This window comes from Algoriphagus sp. Y33 (genome assembly GCF_014838715.1).
Classification (GTDB): Bacteria; Bacteroidota; Bacteroidia; order Cytophagales; family Cyclobacteriaceae; genus Algoriphagus.
Genome location: NZ_CP061947.1, coordinates 5,714,291 through 5,734,300, shown reverse-complemented (window position 1 = coordinate 5,734,300; position 20,010 = coordinate 5,714,291). Strand labels below are relative to the sequence as shown.

Annotated in this window: 14 protein-coding genes; 4 read left to right on the top strand and 10 right to left on the bottom strand. The window is 47.8% G+C overall.

Annotated features, from left to right (window positions below; translation table 11 throughout):
- Nucleotides 1–79: 79 nt before the first annotated feature.
- The 10 genes from ID165_RS23595 to ID165_RS23550 all read right to left on the bottom strand — a co-directional run bounded on the left by ID165_RS23595 (nt 80) and on the right by ID165_RS23550 (nt 12,657).
- On the bottom strand, nt 80–2,032 hold the full coding sequence (locus ID165_RS23595; RefSeq protein WP_192347870.1) for a heavy metal translocating P-type ATPase: 1,953 nt from the start codon (nt 2,030–2,032) through the stop codon (nt 80–82).
- Between the two features lie 13 nt (nt 2,033–2,045).
- Entirely contained in the window at nt 2,046–2,663 is a 618-nt protein-coding gene (locus ID165_RS23590; RefSeq protein ID WP_077353380.1) for a hypothetical protein, read from the bottom strand.
- A gap of 14 nt (nt 2,664–2,677) precedes the next feature.
- A complete protein-coding gene (locus tag ID165_RS23585) occupies nt 2,678–3,046 on the bottom strand; it encodes a DUF3703 domain-containing protein (protein WP_192347869.1) in 369 nt (122 codons plus the stop codon).
- 109 nt (nt 3,047–3,155) lie between these two features.
- Entirely contained in the window at nt 3,156–3,572 is a 417-nt protein-coding gene (locus tag ID165_RS23580; protein ID WP_111390978.1) for a Fur family transcriptional regulator, read from the bottom strand.
- Nucleotides 3,573–3,586: 14 nt separating this feature from the next.
- The gene (locus ID165_RS23575) at nt 3,587–4,789 is read right to left on the bottom strand and encodes an efflux RND transporter periplasmic adaptor subunit (RefSeq protein WP_192347868.1); all 1,203 of its coding nucleotides are present in this window, start codon (nt 4,787–4,789) and stop codon (nt 3,587–3,589) included.
- 14 nt (nt 4,790–4,803) lie between these two features.
- On the bottom strand, nt 4,804–9,180 hold the full coding sequence (locus tag ID165_RS23570) for a CusA/CzcA family heavy metal efflux RND transporter (RefSeq protein ID WP_192347867.1): 4,377 nt from the start codon (nt 9,178–9,180) through the stop codon (nt 4,804–4,806).
- A 147-nt stretch (nt 9,181–9,327) separates the two neighbouring features.
- Nucleotides 9,328–9,726 (bottom strand): hypothetical protein, encoded by a 399-nt coding sequence (locus ID165_RS23565; RefSeq protein WP_192347866.1) that lies wholly within the window; start codon nt 9,724–9,726, stop codon nt 9,328–9,330.
- Between the two features lie 72 nt (nt 9,727–9,798).
- The gene (locus ID165_RS23560; RefSeq protein ID WP_192347865.1) at nt 9,799–11,025 is read right to left on the bottom strand and encodes a hypothetical protein; all 1,227 of its coding nucleotides are present in this window, start codon (nt 11,023–11,025) and stop codon (nt 9,799–9,801) included.
- The gene (locus tag ID165_RS23555; protein ID WP_192347864.1) at nt 11,022–11,462 is read right to left on the bottom strand and encodes a Rieske (2Fe-2S) protein; all 441 of its coding nucleotides are present in this window, start codon (nt 11,460–11,462) and stop codon (nt 11,022–11,024) included. The genes ID165_RS23560 and ID165_RS23555 overlap by 4 nt, the downstream gene beginning before the upstream one ends.
- A gap of 10 nt (nt 11,463–11,472) precedes the next feature.
- Complete coding sequence (locus ID165_RS23550; RefSeq protein ID WP_192347863.1) at nt 11,473–12,657, bottom strand: di-heme oxidoredictase family protein; 1,185 nt, start codon at nt 12,655–12,657, stop codon at nt 11,473–11,475.
- Nucleotides 12,658–12,963: 306 nt separating this feature from the next.
- Here ID165_RS23550 and ID165_RS23545 point away from each other — a divergent pair, with 306 nt between their 5' ends.
- From ID165_RS23545 to ID165_RS23530, 4 genes are all read left to right on the top strand, one after another.
- Nucleotides 12,964–13,398, top strand: a complete 435-nt coding sequence (locus tag ID165_RS23545) for a hypothetical protein (protein WP_192347862.1) — start codon at nt 12,964–12,966, stop codon at nt 13,396–13,398.
- Nucleotides 13,399–13,590: 192 nt separating this feature from the next.
- Complete coding sequence (locus ID165_RS23540; protein WP_225587162.1) at nt 13,591–13,863, top strand: DUF4134 domain-containing protein; 273 nt, start codon at nt 13,591–13,593, stop codon at nt 13,861–13,863.
- A gap of 32 nt (nt 13,864–13,895) precedes the next feature.
- Nucleotides 13,896–14,339 (top strand): hypothetical protein, encoded by a 444-nt coding sequence (locus ID165_RS23535; protein ID WP_192347860.1) that lies wholly within the window; start codon nt 13,896–13,898, stop codon nt 14,337–14,339.
- Nucleotides 14,340–14,395: 56 nt separating this feature from the next.
- A complete protein-coding gene (locus ID165_RS23530; protein WP_192347859.1) occupies nt 14,396–20,005 on the top strand; it encodes a helicase-related protein in 5,610 nt (1,869 codons plus the stop codon).
- The last annotated feature ends 5 nt before the right edge of the window (nt 20,006–20,010 follow it).

The window sequence follows — 20,010 nt, the reverse complement described above, 5'->3', positions numbered from 1 at the left end:
ACTTCGTATTTAAGCATTTGCTTAACAAAGCTAAGGAATTATTCTTATTTAAGAAAATGCTTAAATATTTCATCGCGATTTAGTTTCTCTGTATCCTTACCGCATTTAAAATTGCCAACAGCGCCACTCCCACATCAGCAAAGACGGCTTCCCACATGGTGGCCAGGCCTCCGGCTCCCAGTGCCAGCACAATAAGCTTCACTCCAAAGGCCAGGCCTATATTTTGCCATACGATCCGTTTGGTCTGTTTGCCTATCTGAATGGCTGTGGCAATCTTGGAGGGTTGATCTGTTTGGATAACAACATCGGCCGTTTCGATGGCTGCATCGCTTCCCAGCCCGCCCATGGCCATGCCCACATCCGCCAGAGCAAGGACGGGAGCATCGTTGATACCGTCCCCCACAAAAGCGATGACACGGCTGGTATCCTTTTTCAATTCTTCTACTTTTTCTACCTTTTGCTCAGGAAGCAGGTCACCAAAGGCTTTATCTATTCCGAGTGATTTTGCCACTTGTTGGGTCACTGCATTCTTGTCTCCTGACAGCATGATCAGTTCCCGAACTCCTGATTTGTGCAATGCATTGATTGCCTGGGCAGCATCCTCTTTGAGTTCATCTGCTATCACCAGGTAACCGGCATATTTTTGATCCACTGCTACATGGATGACGGTATTGACCTCTCCGACAGCATCGGCACAGGTTACGATCCCTTCCTTGTCCATCAGTTTTTGATTGCCAATCAGCAGATGCTTGCCATTTACTTTTCCTTTCAGGCCGTGTCCGGCTATTTCTTCCTGTTGCTCGGGTTCTGAAATTCCTCCTCCTTGCTTTTTAGTATATTCTGTAATGGCTTTTGCGATGGGATGGGTGGATTTGCTTTCCATTGCTGCTGCGAGACTAAGCCAATCTATTGTGATACCGTCCATGGTCACGGCTTTCTGAACTTCAAACACTCCCTTGGTCAGCGTACCTGTTTTGTCCATTACCACAGTATTGACTTTTGTCATGAGGTCAAGAAAGTTGGAACCCTTGAATAGGATGCCTTTGCGGGAAGCTGCGCCTATCCCTCCGAAATAACCCAGTGGGATAGAAACGACCAACGCACAGGGGCATGAGATCACCAAAAAGATCAAGGCCCGGTAAAGCCATGCTTCAAACACATAGTCTTCCACAAAAAAATAAGGCAGGAAGGCCAAGCCTATGGCCAGAAAGGTGACAATGGGTGTATAGACCCGCGCAAACTTACGGATGAACTGTTCAGTTTTTGCCTTGCGTGAGGTGGCGTTCTGGACTAGTTCAAGGATTCGTGCAATTGAACTTTCATTGAACCGTCTGATAACTTTCAATTCAATCAGCCTATCGAGATTCACCATTCCAGCCAGTACATTTTCTCCTTTGTTGAAGGTCGCAGGTTTGCTTTCGCCGGTCAAGGCGGAGGTATTGAAACTGCCTTTTTCACTGATCATTTCCCCATCGAGGGGTACTTTTTCTCCGGGTTTAACCTGGATGGTTTCCCCAATTTGTACTTCCTCGGGGTGTAAGACCACAGTTTGGCCACCTCTAAAAACCGAAGCCGAATCGGGGCGGATGTCCAACAGGGCTTTGATGTTTCGCTTGGCCCGGTTCACGGCCGCATCCTGAAACAACTCACCGATGGCATAGAAAAGCATCACCGCAACCGCCTCGGGATATTCCCCAATGGCAAACGCCCCCAATGTGGCTATGCCCATGAGGAAAAATTCAGTAAACACATCACCTTTTATGATGGACTTCCAGCCTTTGACCAACACCGGCCATCCCACGGGCAAATAGGCCAGCACATACCAGCCAATGCGAATCCATCCCTGGAAAATTGCAGGCTGTCCCAACTGGTCAGCGGCAATTCCAGCAAGTAGCATGACAAAGCTCACCATACCACTTCCCCAAGTTTGCAGAAAAGTTGGAGAGGTTTTTTCCTCTTCCTTTTTTGGTTTGCCTGGATGCTGGTCAGTGCTGCAGCAGGCTTTATCGTCTAAGTGATTTGTATTAGTCATCGTCCAATCTGTTTTAATCTGTGAAAAAGGAAATGATGCCAGTGAGAATAAGTATGCCACCGGAAATCAGTCCTGCATTATGTTCCAATTTGTGCCAGTTGAATCGGTGCAGCCCTTTTTGGGCCAGGTAAACCCAAAAAGTAATCCCTAACACGGAAACAATGGTGTAGAGCAGTCCCACAGCTAGGATCATTGGAAAGCCATGAGTTCCTGCCATAAGGAAGTAGGCTTCAATTTCCAGGCAGGGCGAAAGAAACATGGTAAATACCAGCAAAGTCACAACCTGCGCTGCTCCTGCTTTTTCCAGCTTTTGTTTTTCAGCAATGTGAAAGTGGTGGTGACGGTGGTGTTGAATGACAAAATATAAGCCGATGGCTATAAGCAATCCAGGAATGACCCAACGGGTGTAAGTGTGTAGGTTTTCAGAAAGTGACAAGCTGAATAAACCCAAAAACACTCCTAACAAAAAGGTACTCAGCGAGTGAGCCAAAGCTGCCATCGCCGCAATGCGAACCGTCTTGATTCCCTCCCATCCAAACTTTTCTTTCAGGGCCAGCACCGGCAGCCAATGGCTGGGAATCAGTCCATGAAGGAGACTGAGCATAATGGTACCGGTGAGTAGAGCGGTCATTCTTTAGGACTATTTTATTTTTTGAACTGATTTATTATTGCCTCCAGATCTGCTGGTATTTCCATAGGCAAGAGAGGCGGAACATTGGCGCCCCCAGTATTCCCTACAGGTATTTTCCCTACAAAGGATTTTACTCCGCCTACAAAGAGCCTGAGAATCTGACCCCGTATTTCCTTCCAGTCTTTGATTTTAAAACCAATCCGAAGCATGAGCCAATGCACTTCAGAGTGCTGGTAAGGATAGGGCTGACCAAGGATGTGGGCCCGCTCCAGATGCTGCCAAGCTTCCTGTAAAAACCACTTCCCCAGTTTATCCCGATATGCATCCAGTTCTTTTTGATAATGTGGCTTTAAGCCATTCGGCGTGGTGATGTTAAATTTCATATCCGTATAATCATCCTAAGTTGTGAAGTTTTCCATGTTGCATGGTTTCATTTCATTGGATGTTTGACTTAAAATTACTAGTAAACCCAATGCATAGTACTTGCAATATTCATCCTGCACATTTCCCGCAAATCCCCTTAACTACTAAGTTGGCTTCTTCTCCTTTGAACATGCTTGGCAGTTCAATTTCCGGGATTTTATACTTGGGCAAACAGAAGGTTTCGCTACACACCCGACAATGAAAATGCACATGCAGGTCCCTTTCGATATTACACTCGCATCCCTCTTCGCATAGGGCGTATTTAGGCGCTCCAGTACCGTCATCGATACTGTGCACAAGTCCATTTTCCTGAAAGGTTTTCAGGGTGCGGAATAGTGTCACCCGGTCTGACTTTTCAAAGGCCTTTTCCAAGTCGGAAAGGCTGATGGCCGTCTCTTGACCTGCCAGTGCTTCCAACACCAACAGCCTCATGGCTGTTGGTCGGATGTCTTTCTGCTTGAGTTTATCTTCGAGTTCTTTGATCATAAGGATGATTCATTTTAATGTCCGTGTCCTTCTCCTTCTTCTTCGGTATTTTTGGCTTTAGCCAACAAGGTGAAAGCACCTTTGGTGACCAGTTGAATGGTACTCAAGTCCTTCGTTGTATCTGCCAACGAAATCTGGGTATAGCCGTCTTCAGTATATCCTTTAATGACTTCCAGCATTTCAAAATCGTGTACGGTTTCACCGTTCTCTGTTTTCTTACCCGCATAGGAAAAAACGTACTGTTTGCCGCCAAACCGCACAATAGAGACTTCCGGAGCAGCAAGCACTTCATTACTGTCGGTTTCGATTCGGGCAGCTACATACATGCCCGGCTTCAGGTCTTCATGCATCTTTTTCAAATGCCCGTGTACGGTTACGGAACGGTCTTCCCTGACCCCACTACCTATCAGGAATACTTCGGCCTCACGCCACTCATCGGGTGAATTTGCAAGGGCAAAACGGATACGTTGACCTTCATTGATCCGTGGGATATCGTTCTCATAAACGGTGAGTTCCACGTGCAGGTCTTCGGAGTTGGTAATGTCCATGATGACGTCCTGTGGGTTGATGTATTTGCCTACGTTGGTGTACACCTCACGAACAGCGCCTGTTACCGGTGAATAAATATTGACGGACGTAGAAACGTTACCTTCTTTGATCTTGGGGATGCTGAAACCGATTAATTTCAGCCTTTCCTCCATGCTTTTGATACGAGCTTCATTGGCCAGAAAGTCACTTTTTGCCTGTTGAAAGGCTTTGCCGGAGGCTACCTTTTCATCAAATAACTCCTTCTGACGGTCATATTCTGCTTTCAGAAATTCCTGGTTGGCTAAGCCTTCCAGGTAATCCTGCTGAAATTGGATGAACTCCGGGTTTTCAATCACCACCAAAAGCTGACCTTTTTTCACTTTGCTGCCTGGTAGCATTTCAGTGTATTTCACAAAGCCACCATAGGGCATGTTGATGGAAACATTGCTTTGCGGAGGCACGTCAATCACTCCGTTGACCCTAAGTTCTGAGCCTATAACCCGCTGTTCCACGTTTCCTATTTTGATACCCGCCTGCTCAAATTGTGCCTGCGAAAGTTCCACAGTATTTTCACCTTCTTCGTGGTGCTCTTCTGTTGTTCCTTCGTTTTTTGAACCACAGGAAGCAATGGTCAATCCCAGGAGAAAAACCATTGAGATGCTTTTGATGTATTTGAATGTATTTTTCATTGTTGATTTCTTTTTTATTGAATGCCTGAGATGAACTCGATCTGAATGATGGTTTGGTTGTATTGGTTGAGGATGTCCAGGTAGTTGAACCGAACGGTTAAAGCCCGGTTGAGTCCCTGTATGTATTCCACATAACCAATTTCCCCTCTTTCAAAACCTCTTTGAGCTTGGTTGAGAATTAGCTCTGCCTGAGGCAGGGCGTTTTGCTCATAGTAATCGAGACTGGTTTGAAATTTTTGGTACTGCTGAACGAGCGACCTGAATCTGCCTTGCAGTTCATTTGTTATAGCTTGCAGCCGTGCTTCACTTTCCTGTTTCCTGAGTTCAGCAGCTTTGATGACCGACCCTTGTGCTTTTGCTCCAAAAAGGGGAATGCCCACACCCACCTGAAAACCGGTAAAACGGTCGCTGGGTGTGAATGTGACCGGATTGCCATCCAGGTCTTGATTCGGCCCATTGAGTGACTGGTTAAAATAACCCACTGTCAGGTCTGGCAGTAGTCGAGACTTTTCTACTGATTTTTCCGTTTCGGCCACCTCCATTTGTTGGCGGAACCATGCCAGGGTAGGGTTATTGGCAATGCCCTGCGTATCGATTAGTGCACTACTTTCTCTTGCTTCCAGATTGCCAACCGTGATGTCCACCGGACTTTCTACATTGAGTAAGGTTTGTAACTGCGTCTGGTAAATCTCGATATCAGACAAGCTTTGTTGCAGCATGGCCTTGATCTCAGCGACCTGCGATTCGGCTGTGGCCTTTTCAAGCAGGTTGCTTTCCCCTGTTTCGTAGCGAAGGTTGGCAGCCCTTACGAAGCGCTGGTAAATGCTGTCCTGCTCCAGCAACAATTGTCTTTTGCTTTTCTCCAGCCAGAGGAAATACCAGGTTGTTTTTACCTGCTGCACCAGTTCATTTTGGGTGGCGTTTTTTCGCCACTCACTGGCTTCTATTCTCGCTTTGGCCAACTTGCTTTGGTTGGCATAAACCGTTGGAAAGGCTATGGATTGTGAAATATTGAACTGGTTATCATTATTGTAAACACTGTTGTACTGCCCGTGCGTAAGGCTGAAACTGGTCTTAGACAGGTTCCAACTTGCCCCTTTTAACGCCCGTTCCTGCTGGGTTTGCAGGTCTGCTGCTTTCAGGTTAGGGTTATTTTGAATTGCTACCTGAACTGCCTCATCCAACGTGTGGTAGTTAACCGGTGGTTCCTGCGCCTTTACTTCCGTAAACTGGAAGAAAAACAGACCGGTGATCAACAAAGGTGCTACTGCTCGCGGTTTTACTTTTATTCCTCTTTCAAAATAGTAGTAAAGGATGGGCAGCACCACAAGCGTTAAGAAGGTTGCTGTAATTAAGCCGCCAATAACCACAGTGGCCAATGGACGTTGAACTTCCGCACCCCCTGATTGGGAAAGCGCCATAGGCAAAAAGCCCAGGGAAGCTACGGAAGCCGTCATGATCACTGGTCGCAGACGTATGCTTGTCCCTTTGTAAATCCGCTCGAAAATATCTGTGACCCCTTCTTTTTTCAGGTGGTTGAACTCGCTGATCAGTACGATTCCATTCAGTACGGCCACCCCAAATAAGGCAATGAAGCCAACGCCTGCCGATATACTGAAAGGCATATCCCTTAGCCATAAGGCGAAGATGCCCCCGATGGCAGAAAGTGGGATGGCTGTAAAAATGAGGAGGCCCTGTTTGATGGAACCAAAAGTGAAATAGAGCAAAACGAAAATCAGTAACAAGGCCAGAGGCACGGCAAAAGCAAGGCGTTCACGGGCTTCCACGAGGTTTTCAAACTGACCTCCGTAGGTAACCGTGTAGCCCGGAGCGAACACTACGGATTCATCAATTTTTTGCCGAAGTTCCGTCACAATGCTTTCTACGTCACGATTACGTACATTGAAAGCTACAATAATTCGTCTGCGGGTGTCGTCCCGCTGGATTTGGTAGGGCCCTTCTTTGATTTCCACTTCTGCCACCTGATGCAGCGGAATCTGGTGTCCATCTTTGCGGGCGATGTAGAGGTTGCGAACTGATTCCACATCCTCCCGGTTGGTCTTATCCAGCCTGACCACAAGGTCAAAACGTCTTTCATTTTCATACACCAATCCTGCGGAAGCCCCGGCAAAGGCTGCCTGTACCGATCGGTTTACATCCCGGATGCTCAGGCCATACTTGGCCAGCTGGTCTCTCTTGTAGTTAATGACGATTTGCGGAATACCCGTGACCTCCTCTATGTACAGGTCTACTGCACCTTCTACAGACGAAGCAAGCTGACCAATCTGTTGGGCATATTCAGAAAGCTCGTTGAGGTCTTCTCCGTAAATTTTTACGGCCACATCCTGACGAACCCCGGTCATCAGCTCATTGAAACGCATTTGAATTGGCTGCTGGAAACCGAAGGTCACTCCAGGTATCACTTCCAAAGCTTCGGCCATTTCATTGGCCAGCTCTTCCCGGTTGCTTGCAGTTACCCATTCCTCCTTATCCTTAAGAATGATCATCAAATCTGCGGCTTCTACAGGCATAGGATCAGTGGGTATTTCACCTGCTCCGATTTTTGAAACTACTTGTGTAACCTCAGGAAATTGTTCCAATAAGATTTTTTCTGCCTGAGTTGTGGCATTGATTGTGTTTTGCAATGAACTACCTGTCATTACCCGGGTCTCCACAGCAAAGTCGCCTTCTTCCAGGGTAGGCACAAATTCACCGCCCATATTGGAAAATACCCAAAGCGATACCCCAAATAATCCCAATGCAAAACCTAACATCAATGGTCGTTTATGCATAGCCCAACGAATGGCCGGATCATACAAGCGGTGGAAGAAGCCCATGATCTTGTCTGAAATATTGGGCTTGTATTCCGTCTTTTTGCTCAGTACAAGTGCCGACATCATGGGCACATAAGTGAGTGAAAGAATAAAAGCCCCAAGAATGGCAAAGCTCACCGTTTGTGCCATTGGGCCAAACATTTTTCCCTCTACACCCACGAGTGCCAGAATAGGCAGGTACACAATAAGGATGATGATCTCCCCAAAAGCGGCTGAATTCCTGATCTTACTGGCAGATTGATACACTTCCATATCCATTTCCTTCTGGGTAAGTTTCCTGCCCAGTTTCAACAAGCCCAGATGGTGCAAGGTGGCCTCCACAATGATTACCGCTCCATCTACGATTAGCCCAAAGTCAATCGCTCCCAGGCTCATGAGGTTACCCGAAACACCAAAGAGGTTCATCATGCCAAAGGCGAAGATGAGCGCAAGGGGAATTACAGAGGCTACGATCAGGCCAGCCCGAAGATTTCCCAGCAACAGTAAGAGGACAAAGATTACGATCAGCGCGCCTTCTGCCAGGTTTTTGGAAACTGTGCCAATGGCGGTATCGACTAGTTTGGTGCGGTCCAGAAAGGGTTCGATGGTCACGCCTTCAGGTAAAGTTTTGCGGATTTCGGCAATCCGGCTTTTTACATTTTCAATGACTTCCGCTGAATTTTCTCCCTTTAGCATCATCACAATGGCACTCACCACTTCGCCCTCACCATTGCGGGTAGTGGCTCCATACCTTACAGCACTCCCCAATTGCACCTTGGCGACATCTTTTATAAGGACAGGAATCCCATTCTCGTTGTTCTTGATCAGCATGTTTCGGATGTCGTCCAGGTCACCCACCAATCCCTCGCTTCGAATGAAATAGGCACTCAGGTTTTTCTCGATGTATGCGCCTCCGGTATTTTCATTGTTCTCTTCCAGTGTCTGAAAAATATCGGTAATGGAAACATTCATGGCCTTGAGCCTGTCGGGATCAATGGCAATTTCATATTGTTTGAGGTAGCCTCCAAAACTACTTACATCGGCTACTCCCGGAGTGCCGAGGAGTTGTCTGCGCACAATCCAGTCCTGGATCGTACGCAGTTCACGGGCGTCATATTGATCTTCATAACCCGGCTCTGTTCCCACTACATATTGGTAGATTTCTCCAAGTCCGGTAGTGATGGGCGCCATGCCCGGCTGACCTATTCCTAGTGGGATTTGAGCTTGTACATCAGTCAGGCGTTCGCTTACCTGCTGACGAGCCCAATACACGTCCACATCTTCTTTAAACACAATGGTCACTACTGACAGTCCGAAGCGGGAAAAGGAACGAATCTCGTCCAGTTCGGGAATGGTGGCCATCGTAATCTCGATGGGGAATGTAATTAAACGTTCTACCTCCTCGGCAGCCAGTGAGGGAGAAGTAGTGATGACCTGCACCTGGTTATTGGTAATATCCGGTACGGCATCAATGGGAAGCTTCGTCAGTGAATAGCCCCCCCAAATGATCAGGCCCAGCGTAAGCAGGCCAATGATCAGTTTGTTCTTGACTGAAAATTGAATGATTTTATCCAGCATTTATTTTGCATTTTGTATCCTGATTTAATGAATTGAATGGGGCGAAAATGCCCGTCAGAGGGATGCCGGACGGCAATAGAAAAAACAATACCTTACTTCATTGCGCAGTGCGATGAAATAAAGGCTCATTTTAAAGTGTCCGGTAAATCAGGCCTTGGGGGGCTGGAAGGGGGATTCTGAGTACTCAGAACAAAGAGAAAAACTATAGATACCTGTTCTTATCTGGATAGAAAAATTAAGTGTGGACAACTCAAAAAGTTCCATGGGTGGAGCTATGAAGATATAACCATGGCAGCACTGGTGCTGACCGTGAAATGGAAGGTCATCATGATCAGAATCATCGTGATGGCCTTGGTCATCACCATAATTATTCAGGTAGTCCTCAACTAAAAACTGAAAGAAAGAATCACCGTCAAATTTTTTGTGTTCTTCATAGTGATCAAAAAGATTAGGAAGTTTTTGCAGTTCACAGCATATATCCATATTAGGCCACATTGACTGCATCAAGAATAGCAAACCAAATGATATGGATATAATAAAATTCATTTTGCATCAAATATAGGTTATATTTCGGTGCAAGGGTATTGCAATTTTTTAATCTCGGCACTGTAGCAACATTTAAAAATAACTAGACAAGCCAACTTGCACACCTCCAATTTTTGACGGCGGATTGCCCAAAATATCCTGCTGCTGAATATAACGGTAGTTTAATCGAAGGACGGTCTGAGGTGCCGGACGGAAACTGATTGCCGGCACTACTGCCCAAAGATCATCCGAAATATTACCTCCAGTTTCAATGAAGGTGCCCACGTTCCAATCCACATATTCCAACCTGCAAGCCAGGCTCAAAACCGCTTTATCAAAGCCAGCCAGCTTTCTCCTCAGAATAGGTTGCACTATATCTACAAAGCCGCCCTGCTGCCGGTCGCCAAACTGTTGACTGTAGGTCTCCGGTACATCCACTATTACCCACGCCCATTCGCCTACCAGGTAGGTATTGGTTACGGAAATGGTCGTGTTGAAGTCTAGTGCTACAACATCCAGACGTCTTTTGCTGTCAAGCACCAGGCCGTCTTCCTCAAAGGAGTTGTAAATGCCCCCCATGTAGGATAGCCCGATTTCGCCAATCTTATTGTTTCTAATGGCTACTTTAAAGGTGAGCAGTGGCTGGCCATTACTACTTTCTTCGAAACGTTCAGCATTTTCTTTGGAGGCAGGAAGGAATGTTTTGTTTTGATCATTGTTGATGATACTGTTGTCAAATCCATTGGTCAGGTAGGCTTCATAGCCGAATGCCCAATCCTTTGCGTAGTATTTACCATACAGTCCAAATCCGACATTGCTCCACGTGGCTGCCAGCATATTGGTCATGGCAATGGGCCGATCCACAAATTCCCATTTAGGCCCGTCATGATTCTGGTTAAATGCCCCGATGGGATTCATTAATACACCACCTCTGAGGTTAAATAGCGGATGGAAATTAATGTCCAGAGCTGCAAACTCGATGGATATTTGCTTTCCACCTTCTTCCAGCTCTATCTCTGAGAGAAACTTAATTTTCCGGTGAATGGAGGAGGCCACAAAAAGGGTAAAGCGGGGAATCCGAAAACTGTGCCCCTCAGTGATCCCATCTTCACCCATGTATTGATAATCAGCCTCTACATAGCCGCCAATAGAGGCAGGCAAATTGCCCAACTGAAGAAACGGACGGTTGTAGACTGCATCCATGTTCATGGTTTGAGTACCGGAGGTGTCAACGGGTGTTCTTGTCAGCAGGGTACTGTCGATCTGGGCTTTCGTTCCAAAAGAAAACAGGATGGCAGGAAGAAGTAAATATTTTTTCATTTTAAGTCGATTTTTAAAGTGTTTGATTCGATCCGAACCGGGAAGGTTCGCAAGGGACTGTCTGCAGGGCCGTTTTGTACGAATCCGGTATTGGTGAATTCACTTCCGTGAGCCGGGCATTGCAGGCGGTCACCAAATACCTGAAGTTCCGTGCCCTGATGGGTACATTTCATCAGAAGTGCGGAATATGCTGCTTCAGAGAAGCGGTAAACGCAAATCGGGTATTGCAGTTGTTCATTATGAATGACAATATATTTTCTAAAACCCTGAATCTTTTTGTTGGTATAAGTAAAAGCATCTATCGGTACGGTTAAAAATTCTCCCTCAAATGGTACCTGAAGGTATTTTGTTCCCACACAGCTTTCCAGCAAAGTGGAACCTCCCAAAAGAGCAAGACAACCGTAACCGCATGTTTTCAAAAATTTTTTCCGGTACATATCAGATGCTTTATAGGGACTCCAGAAATTTGATCAATGCTTGTTGCTCAACTGGCATTAGTGCTTCATACTGCACCTTGCTGTTTAGGGCCTCCCCTCCATGCATCAGGATAGCTTCTTCAATGCTTCCTGCCCGGCCATCGTGCATCAGGAAGTAACTTCCACCCTGTGAGACCGGCGAAAGGCCCAAACCCCAAAGGGAAGGTGTTCGCCATTCGTAAGTTTCGGCAGAGCCTTCCGTTACACCATCATCCAGACCAGCCCCCATGTCGTGCAGGAGGAGGTCAGTGTAAGGGTAAAATGTTTTGTTCGAAATGGAGGCAATATCCGATGACGGTGTAGTCCATTGAGGAATGTGACAAGCTCCACATTGGATTTGATTGAATAAGGCTTTACCTCGAATCACCTGCTGGTTTTCCCTGGAGCGCTGGATGGGGGCTTTGAGCGTCCTGAGGTAAAAAACCACATCTCTGATCGTTTGGTCACTCACCTCCGGATCGACCGTAAATCCTGAAAATGGATCAACAGGCTCAAAAGTGGAGGTAATGCCCATGTCCTGGTTGTAGGCGGTGACTGTCTGCTGTTGAAGATCAATAGCAGCCGCTTTTTTACCAAAACGCCCGATGTACCGGCCATTTACCTCCCGGTGAAACCACTTTGGGACAAAGTAATCAGGCGGATTGACATAATTGGGAACTCCCGAAATTCCATCACCGTCCAGATCGTCAGGGTCGGCATAGGCTAGGATCTGCTGATCTGTAAGGGCTGACAGCAAACCCAACCCGGTTACAGCCGGAGGTGTCATCTTCATATAGGGGACACCTTCTGGAAGTTTTTCAGGAGTGTATCCTGGTATCGCCCTGTTTTGTAGCTGAGGGCCACCAATTGACAAATTGGGAGGGACATTGGGCAAAGTCTGGCCAAAACGTGTCAACGTGGTAAAGGGATGTCCTTTTCCATCCCCTGCATGGCAGCTTCCGCAGGAAGTAGCCACAAATGTTGGCCCCAGACCAGAGCTAGTGGAAAATACCTCATCATTAAAAGCCACATCCCCGGCCAGAAATTGAGCCTGCTCTGCTGTATTCAACCCTTGCAAAGGGCCGTCCAGAATTTCGTTTTCTGCTGGTGGCTCGGGTATGATTTTCTCACAGCCTAAAACCGCACAGAAAATAAATATCAAAATAAAACTCTTCATAATAAAAATATTAGATTAACAAAAGTAATAAGTTAGTACAATCTAACAAATTTGTTATAAAATATTATTATTGATAAAATTGACCCTTAGAACATGAAATGGCAACAAAGATTATCCACGAAAAATAAGGATCAGAGGAAGTAGAAGAGATTACCATATATCCATATAGATTAAACAAACATGGATCAAATAATTTATTTTTTTTTGGTAGCTACCATGGCGGTGTAAAAAACACCTTCCAAACCACCCCACATTTGCTTTTGTCAATAAGGCACAAATAGCCTTTTCAATCTAAACACAAATGTCATGTTGGAAGGAATAACCTGGAAAGAATACTTCGCCGCAGTCGGGATACTGGCTACGGTTTACTACACGGTGATAGCGGTCATGTATTACAGGAAAGAAATCCGCGCCCTGCTCTCCGGCAGGTTCAGGCAGCCATTGGAAGGGAAAAGGGAAGCAGAACAGGAGACGGCTGCCAGGGAGAAAGATCCCTTTGAAGAGCTGGAGGCAGTGGTTGCGGAATTACACGGCATCCTCGGGAGGGCGGGGAAAGGGGCAGGTAAGGCTATGCTATTAGAGCAGATGCGGCCTGTACTGTCCAGCTATACCGGGCTTCGGGAGCCCGCCTACCGGGTTGCCGTTACCAATTTCATTATCACACATGCCGAAGAGCTGTGCGGAGCGGTGTTCAGTGAAGAGGAACTGGAAGAGGAATGGAGGACACTGCTCCGGCAATAAGGCTGCCCGGGATGTGAGGAAAGACAGGTGTGAAAGGACCTGGGCAGCCACCTCCCGGGTTCCTTATCCCCCGTAAGGGATGGGGAATACCGGGAGTTTTAAAAGGACTATTGAACAAACCAAATATTAAAGAACATGAAAAAGAGACAACAGTACATTTCAAGAACCAAACTGAAAGCTGCCATTGGCTCAATGATACTCGGGCTGTTTACAATTCAGGCAATGGCACAGGACGGCATCGCCGGCATCAACGAAGCTAACAGGCAGGTCAGGAGCTACTTCGCTGCCGGCACCAACCTGATGTATGCAGTAGGTGCCTTGCTGGGACTTATTGGCGCAGTCAAAGTCTACCAGAAATGGAATGCTGGTGACCCGGACACCGGCAAAGTGGCGGCGGCCTGGTTTGGCAGTTGCGTATTCTTAGTCGTAGTAGCAACCGTAATCCAGTCATTCTTTGGGGTTTAGTACATTTGAGCCGTTACCAAAGACGATTAACAATGAAAGAATCGCTGAAATCTAAACTGAGGGCTTACCTGGCAGAGAATAATATGGACCTGTTCCTGGAGCTGCAGGACCGAAGGGGTCTGACCCAATACCTGGACCAACAGGTGTCCTCGGTCCAACCATTACTGGAACAACTGCTCGGGGATGGTAAACCGGGCTATATCATCGAGGAAACCTGCCTGCGGGAAATGACCGCTTCGCTGCGCCCTTCCAGGTACAACTACGTGATGGGTGTTTTGGAAGAAGAGTTTGAAGAGGATTATGAACGCTTAAGGGATATGGGGGTGCTTACCTATGAAGTGGTGAACATGACCAGGGCCTGCGCCCCCTATTTTGATGAATTTGGGTTCAGCGAAGCTAATGAAAACAGCAGGCACCTGAGATACATCATCATCGGGACGGTCAGTACCTACCTGGAGAACAAAGGCACAGGTTAAGGCAAACCACGATAGTGGTTGAAATAGTGAATTGTGTGCGGAAAGGAAAGTGAAGAATGGGATACAATGCATTACATAAACTGAATGGCAACATAGCGGCCATACGCATCGCCCTTGGGCATCAGCCGGGCGAAAAGCTGAATGAAGCCGATAAGACTTTGCTCAGCGCCTATGCGGGATTTGGCGGCATCAAAGCCATACTGTACCCGGAATGCAGCAAGGAGGAATGGATAGCCATCGGGGCTACCGAAGCCGATTTGCGTCTGCATTCCCCCATGATGGAGCTGCACCGCCTGTTGCGGGAACATTTTTCAGAACAGGAATATAGAAAAGTAATAGCCTCCCTGAAGGAAAGTGTACTATCCGCTTTTTATACGCCCCCCGTCATTCCGAAAACCCTGTACAATACCCTGAAAGAAAACGGCATCCATCCCCAGAGGATCTACGAACCGTCCGCAGGTGCGGGTATATTCATTACCGAAGCCGTAAAAACATTCCCGGAGCTGCAACAGGTAACCGCCGTAGAAAAAGATATTCTAACAGGTAAGGTACTTCAGGCCTTGAACAGCGGAAGCGAGGTGCCGGTTAACGTACATATCTGCGGGCTGGAACAGACACCTGCATCCGAAAACGGCAACTATGACCTGGTAGTCAGTAATATCCCCTTTGGTAATTTTTCTGTCTATGACCCGGGTTACCCGGACAAAGCCATTTCAGGCAAGATCCATAATTATTTTTTCGCCAAAGGGCTGGACAAACTCGGTGAAGGCGGTATTATGGCCTATATCACCACCAGCGCGTTCCTGAACAGCCCGTCCAACAAAGAAGCCAGGGAATACCTGTTCGGTAATTCCGATTTCATCAGCCTGCATGTTTTACCGGACAACCTGATGAGTGATACGGGCGGAACGGAAGCCCCCAGCCATTTGCTGGTCGTTCAGAAAAACACGTCCAAACAATCCTTATCCTCCAATGAGCGTTTCCTGCTGGAGACACAGGAAAGGAGCAACGAATACGGACGTTATACCATCAACAGCCTGGTAGCCCTTCGGGAACATGATTTTATCACAGGCAATGTAGTAAGGCCGGGCACCAACCAATACGGGCAAGCTACCCAGGTAGTCAGGCAGGAAGGGGATATCAACGAAACAGGCATACCCATCGCCAACGAGCTGTCCATCCGGCTACAGCATGATCTTAACCGGGAAGCTTTTCAAAACCTGTATATCGGCCTGGCTTTAGAAGCCCGTAATGAACATAAAAAACTGACCTTGCTGCCTGTGCCGCCATCCCGTCCCACCCATACCAGGGTACAACTGGGTTTGTTTGATGCCGCCCCGGCTGAAAACACGGGAAGGGCGATGGCTTATATCAGCGAAGCTGATGAGCGGAAAGTGCAGCCGCAATCCATCAGGCTCATCAGTACCATTTCCACTACAGCAAGGCCGGAACATGAAAGTATCGTATTGATCACCGCCCAGGAAAACGGTTCGGGAAAGTATGCATATCAACTGCATTCCAATCTCAAAGAGATCACCTGTCCCCCTGTATGGCTGGATGCACAAGGGTTGAAAAAGGAACTGGCGGATATAGCCCATGCGCTGCAACAGTTCGGCTATGACTATATCTACCGGGGGGACGAAAGCCTGAAAGCGGCCTTCGGGCTGGCGCAATTGGAACAGTATCCCTTAAAGGGTCTGGGTAGTTTCCATAAGGACAATATGCTGATGGTACGGCATGGCAAAGTGGGTTTGCTATCCGAAATGGACGAAGAAAACCGCACCGGTACTTTTACAGAACTTCCCCGCCAGGAGGATATAGATTTTTACAGGCGGTACACGGAAATAAGGGACTGCTATCTGAGGTTGACTACGGGAGAAAGCGGGGATGAAGCATCTGAGCGGGCAAAGCTCAATGAGTTGTATGACAGGTTTGTATCGGTATATGGCCTCTTTAACCAACCCAATAACAGCCTGCGCATTACCGAAGACGGCGCCTATGGGTTTTCCATGCTCGCCTCCCTGGAACGAAGAGAGGGGGAGCGGTTCGTGAAGGCTGATGTGCTGCAGCAATCATTAGCACAAAGCACTGAAACCTTTACCACGGATAATCCAGTGGAAGCCCTGGCACGCTGCCTCAATGACAAAGGCGTGGTGGACCTTCCTTATATGCAGCGTATGACGGGGCAGGAAGAATTTGAATTGCTCTCCGGGCTGGAACACCATATTTACCTGAACCCTGTCAGCAACAGCTGGGAGACCACCGACCAGTTTTTAAGCGGCAACGTAGTGGAAAAACTGGAAGCGGCCAGTAAGATCACACGGCAACAGCCGGACAACCCTTATTTCATCAAAAGCGTAGCCGCGTTGGAACATGCGCAGCCGGAGCGTATCCCTTTTGAACTGCTGGATTTCAACCTTGGGGAAAGATGGATACCTACTGAGCATTACAGCAGCTATCTGAAAGAAGTCTTTGAACTGGATAACAGTGTCGCCTATTTCCCCTCTATAGACAGCTTCAAAGTCGATTTTGAAGGCGGCAACCCCAAGACCTATGAAGAATACGCCATCAGGCCCAAAAGCGGCAGGAATATGTATGCCGCTACACTGGTGGAACATGCCCTGGAAAACACCGCCCCGTATTTCACCTATGAAGTGGAGATCGGTGACAAAAAGATCCGCCGCCCGGACAATGAGGCTACCCAACTGGCGCACCAGAAAATAGAAAGCCTCCGCAAGGGGTTCGTGGATTGGCTCCGGGAATTGCCCGCGGAAGAAAAAAACAAATTAGAGCAGCTGTACAATGATACCTTCAACTGCTACCGCCTCCGGGAATTTGACGGCGGCCATTTAAGTTTCCCGGGGCTGGACAAAAAAGCCCTGGGTATCTCAGACCTGTACAGTTCCCAGAAAAACTCCGCCTGGCGCATCATACAGAACAGGGGCGGCCTTATTGACCATGAAGTCGGTCTGGGTAAAACCCTGACCATGGTAGTAGCCTCCCGTGAAATGAAAAGGCTGGGCATAGCCCACAAACCCATGATACTGGCGCTTAAAGCCAATGTCAACCAGATAGCGGAGACCTACCGAAAAGCCTACCCAAAAGCCAGGGTACTTTCACCCGGGGAAAATGATTTCACACCTGCCAAAAGGCTCCGGTTATTCCACGAGATCAAAAACAACAACTGGGACTGCATCATCCTGACCCATGACCAGTTCGGTAAGATCCCGCAGTCAAAAGATATACAAAGAGAGATCTTTCAAAATGAACTGGATAATGTAGAGCGCGACCTGGATACGCTGCGGGGCCTGGGTCATAACATCTCCAAAAAAATGCTCAAAGGGCTGGAGATACGCAAGAAGAACCTGGAGAACAGTTTACGCGCCATAGAACAAAAGATAGCGGATAAAAAAGATGAAGGGATAGATTTCCGGCAGATGGGTGTGGACCACCTTTTTATTGATGAAAGCCATAAGTTCAAGAACCTGGGCTTTACCACCAGGCACAACCGTGTAGCGGGGCTGGGCAATACCGAAGGCAGCCAGAAAGCACTGAACCTGCTTTTCGCTGTCCGCACCCTACAGGACCGGTTTGATTCAGACCTTTGCGCCACCTTCTTGTCCGGCACCCCTATTTCCAATTCCCTGACCGAACTCTACCTCATCTTCAAATACCTGAGGCCGAAAGAAATGGAGCGGCAGCGTATTGAGAATTTTGACGGCTGGGCGGCTGTGTTCGCAAAGAAGACGACTGATTTTGAATTTTCCATCACCAATGAGATCATCGCCAAAGAGCGGTTCCGCCACTTTATCAAAGTGCCTGAGCTGGCTCTTTTCTATAACGAGATCACTGACTATAAAACCGCCGCCCATATACAATTAGACAAACCGGCCATTGATGAAGAACTGGTCAATATCCCACCTACCCCTGACCAGGCCGACTTTATCCGTAAACTGATGGAGTTCGCCAAAACAGGTGACGGCACTTTATTGGGCAGGGCCCCGCTGTCAGATTCAGAAGACAAGGCGAAAATGCTTATCGCCACCAATTACGCTAAAAAGATGGCGGTGGATATGCGGTTAGTGGATGAAAACTACGCTGACCATCCCGGAAGTAAAGTGAATGTCTGCGCCCGGAACGTGGCTAAGATCTATTTTGAAAGCAGCCCGCATAAAGGAACACAACTGGTTTTCTCGGATATCGGTACACCTAACGGTAAGGGTTTTAATGTCTATGACGCATTAAAAACCAAACTAACCCGGGATTATGGTATCCCGGCCCACGAGATCAGCTTTATCCATGACTGGAGCGATAAGCGTAAACCGGAACTCTACGGGAAAATGAATAAAGGCCAGGTGCGTATCCTGCTCGGCAGTACCGAAAAGGCGGGGACGGGGCTGAATGTACAGGAGCGCATGTTAGCCATGCACCACCTCGATATACCCTGGAAACCATCTGAACTCGACCAGCGCAACGGGCGGGGCGCCAGGCAGGGCAACAGGGTCGCCAAAGAACAGTACGGGAATAAGGTGAAGAACTTTATCTACGCCGTGGAGCAGTCATTGGACAATTACAAGTTCAACCTGCTGAAAAACAAACAGCTCTTTATCTCCCAGATGAAGAACAACGAGCTGAATGTCCGCAGTATTGACGAAGGGGCGATTGATGAAAAGAGCGGGATGAATTTTTCCGAATACATCGCCATCCTTTCCGGGGATACCAGCTTGCTGGAAAAATCCAAGCTGGACAAAAAGATAGCCGTGCTGGAAAGCCTGAAACACGCGCATGTGAAAGAAACCACCCGCAGTAAATACGACCTGGACAACCTGGAAACGGAACGGGGCAACGCAGAACGAACTCTGGCTATACTCCGGGAAGACAAGCAGGCATATACTTCCGTACTGCGCTTTGAAAAAGACGGCAGCAAGGCCAACCCCATCCAACTGGATGGAATAACAGGCAATGACCCGGAAACGATAGGCAAACAACTGATCAAACTGTACCTGCACTGGAAACCCGTCACGGAAGACGGGGCCGGCATGAAGAAAATAGGGTCCCTGTATGGATTTGAACTCTTTATCAAAGCCAACCATGAAAGCCTCCTGGATGAAGGTTCCCTCAACACCCGCCGGTACAATACCTTTTATGCGGAACGTCCGGGATCCGCTATCAAATACACCTATAACCAGGGGCATGTAAACGTGGACAATCCCAAACTGGCTGCCAGGTACTTTATTAATGCCATAGACCGTGTGGGGACATTGACGGCCCAGTATGAAAAAAAGATCAAAGAAATGGAACAGGACATAGGCATGATGCAACGCATCGTAGCCAAACCATTTGGACAGGAAGAGGAATTGAAAAACGCGAGGGCCGAAGCGGAAAGGCTGGAAAGGGAAATAACCCTTGACATCCAGAAAAGGCAGATGGCGGAGCACCCTGAACTGTTCACGGATGGAGAAGCCACAAAGGAAGTAAAAGATATGACCCCAGTGAATGGCAAGGCCGTCATCACGGCGGAAGGGCCGGGTAGCCGGGAGCTAACCTACAGCCCGGTAGTTACAGCGGATACCAGAAAGGTGGTTATCAACGGGGTCAACAACGGGGCGCAGGAAACAAACGGGGCCCATGTCCCTCGCCAGCGCAAAAAAGGCATAGGGATATAAGGACA